We start from the raw sequence: 2,993 nt of genomic DNA on the forward strand, positions 1-2,993 counted from the left end.
GTGGCAGATCCAGGTAAAGACCGCGTGAAATGAGATCGTTGCCGTCGCGATCAAAACTGGCCGGCCCCATCATGTCCTTCATCCGCACCGTGCGGCCGGCCATGTCGGGAAACGGCAGTCGCACGTAACACTGGCTCTGGTTGTCGGCGTAGTTGACGGCAACGAGCCGCCGGTCGCCGTCGGCTCGTTGCCAGGACCACGCGATGAAACAATCCGAGGTCCAGTTGCCCTCCCACGCCGGCACGCATTCGAGCAGGTTCCACGCGCCGTCCCGAAAGACGGGCTGACGCAGCACCGCCAACAGGCTCTCGTAGAACGCCTGCAACGCTGCGTCGATAGGCTCCTGTGGCGACCGGACCAGGTGCGGCGAAATGCGTTTCCTGCAGCCCTCGAACTGGCCTTGGTGAAAGAAGCGCAGACCAGGCGAAAGAAACGTGATGATGGCGCCTGCCTCGTGCCTGCTGGGTTCGAAGGCCGCCGCGGTCCGGGGCTCGTCGTGGTTTTCCAGAAAGCGGGTCAGCTTGTCCTGGTAATCGAGCCCGGCGTGCAGATGCTCGCGCACCGACCGTGCGTGCGCATCGCGCAGGCGGTCATACATCTGCTTGTCATAGGCGTAATCGAAGCCCTGCTGTTGCATCGTCCATTCCAGGTCCCAATAGACCTCCGCCATGAACAGGAACTGCGGATGCTTGCGCTGCACGGATTCGATCGCCTTCGGCCAGAAGGGATCGGCGCGAATGTTCCAGGTGCGTTCGAACACGTCGGGCAAGACCAGCATGGCCATGTCGCATCGCACGCCGTCGCATTGCCCTGCGATTCTTTGCAACTCGTCGATCATCGCCTGCTGTAACTCCGGATTGCCGTAGTTGAGCTGCAACGTATCGGGCCATCCGTCGAAGTATGGATCCCGGCCGTGGGCAAGCACCAGCGGACCGTTCCTTGTCTGCACCCGGCGGTAGTTGCGCGGTGAGCGAGCCAGGTCCGCCTCGCTCCCGTGGACGAAGTAGTCCGGATGCTCATCGATCCAGTCGTGATCCGGCGCCATGTGATTCGGCACGAAATCGAGCATCAGCTTCAGTCCGCGTTGCTGCAGACGCTGCCGCAATCGGGAGAGCGCCCCGGCGCCGCCCAGATCGCGATGGACGGTGTAGCTCTGGATGGCGAACCCGGAGCCAGCGATGTCTTCGTCGCAGAGGTCCGGTATCGTTTCGGCGAATTCGCGACGCCATTCGGGGTTCGCACGCGAGATCGCCTGCGCTGCGTAGCCGGTCTGCCAGACGCTCAGCAACCAGATCCAGTCAAAGCCCAACTCGGCAAGGCGATCCAGTTCGGCATCCGGAATATCGTCCAGCGTCGCGCTCCTCCCCAGCACGCGAGACAACCCGGTCAGCCAGACGCGGGTGTTGATCTGGTACAGCGCCGGGTAGCGTAAGTCGAACATATCCTCTCCTTTACTTCTCGCCGATCCCTTCTCCGCCCACCTGCCCCCTTACGATCCCCGCCATCACACGCGCGCGTTCGGTTTCCAGCATAGTTTGCGCATCGACACGCCCAAACAGGTCCAGGAGAGGGGCGACGAGGCCCGTCCAGCCTGTCTGGTGGCTGGCCCCAAGGCCCGCGCCATTGTCACCGTGGAAGTACTCGTAAAACAGGATCAGGTCGCGCCAATGCGGATCGTCCTGGAATCTGGCCGCCCCGCCGTAGACGGGCCGTAGCCCGTCGGCATCGCGCAGAAACGTACCCGTCAGCCGACGGACAAGCTCCTGCGCTACCTCGAACAGCGTCATGTGCGGACCCGTGCCGGTCGGACATTGAACCTTGAAGTCATCGCCGAAAAAAGTGTAGAAATTCATCAGCGCCCGGACGATCAGCAGATTAACTGGCATCCACACCGGGCCGCGCCAGTTCGAATTGCCACCGAACATGCCGGTATTCGATTCGGCCGGCAGGTACTGCACCTTGTACTCCTGTCCAGCGACGTGAAGCACGAACGGATGTTCCAGGTGATAGCGAGAAAGCGAACGAATGCCGTGCGGCCCCAGGAACTCGTTCTCATCGAGCAGGTAACCGAGCACGCGCTCGAGTTTCCGCTTGTTGAGAATCGATAGAAGTCTCCGTTCCCTATGGCCGATGAAACCCGCGTCGGTCGGAGCCACATGGGCAACCAGCTCGGGGTAGCGTTTTCGAAACTGCGCAATCAGCTCCATCAGCTTCGGATACCGCATGACAGACTCCGCTTCGAACACCGTGGACGCGCACAGTGGCAACAATCCCACCAGTGACCTTACTTTCAAACGCATCGTCTGGCCGTCGGGGAGCCGCAACAGATCATAGAAAAAACCGTCCTCCTCGTCCCACATCTCATCGCTATGTTCGCCACGACGGTCCATCGCATAGGCGATCCACATGAAATGCTGGACGAACTTGAAGGCGACCTCCTCGTACATCGGGTCGTACTCGGTCAGAATCATGGCCATCTCCAGCATGCTCTGGCAATAGAACGCCATCCACGCCGTCCCGTCCGCCTGCTCCAGCGAGCCACCAGTCGGGAGCTGTGCACTGCGATCGAATACACCGATGTTGTCCAGACCCAGAAAACCGCCAGCGAAGACGTTGCGGCCCGCTGGGTCCTTGCGATTGACCCACCAGTTGAAATTGAGCATCAACCCCTGAAACGAGCGTTCCAGGAATCGCAGGTCGGCCCGACCCAGCTGTTTCTCGTACTTGTACAGCCAGAGCGTGGCAGCGGCATGCACTGGCGGATTCACGTCGCTGAAGTTCCACTCGTAGGCTGGAATCTGCCCGCTTGGGTGGACGTACAGGCTGCGCAGCATCAGCAGCAGCTGCTCCTTGGCGAAATCGAAATCCACCAGCGCCAGGGAGACCGTATGGAAGGCCAGGTCCCAGGCGGCGTACCACGGATACTCCCACTTGTCCGGCATGGAGATCACGTCGGCATTCAACATGTGGAACCACTCGGTGTTGCGCACGTC

General features: G+C 61.0%; 2 protein-coding genes. Both read right to left on the reverse strand.

Features of this window, described 5'->3' with window-relative positions; all coding sequences use genetic code 11:
• Positions 1-1,441: alpha-amylase family glycosyl hydrolase (locus P0D96_RS47675; RefSeq protein WP_408321251.1), on the reverse strand; the 1,441-nt coding region annotated here is incomplete at its 3' end.
• 10 nt (positions 1,442-1,451) lie between these two features.
• On the reverse strand, positions 1,452-2,993 hold a 1,542-nt coding region (locus tag P0D96_RS47680; protein ID WP_408321253.1), incomplete at its 5' end, for an MGH1-like glycoside hydrolase domain-containing protein.

This window comes from Paraburkholderia sp. RL17-347-BIC-D, from assembly GCF_046027915.1.
Lineage (GTDB): Bacteria > Pseudomonadota > Gammaproteobacteria > Burkholderiales > Burkholderiaceae > Paraburkholderia.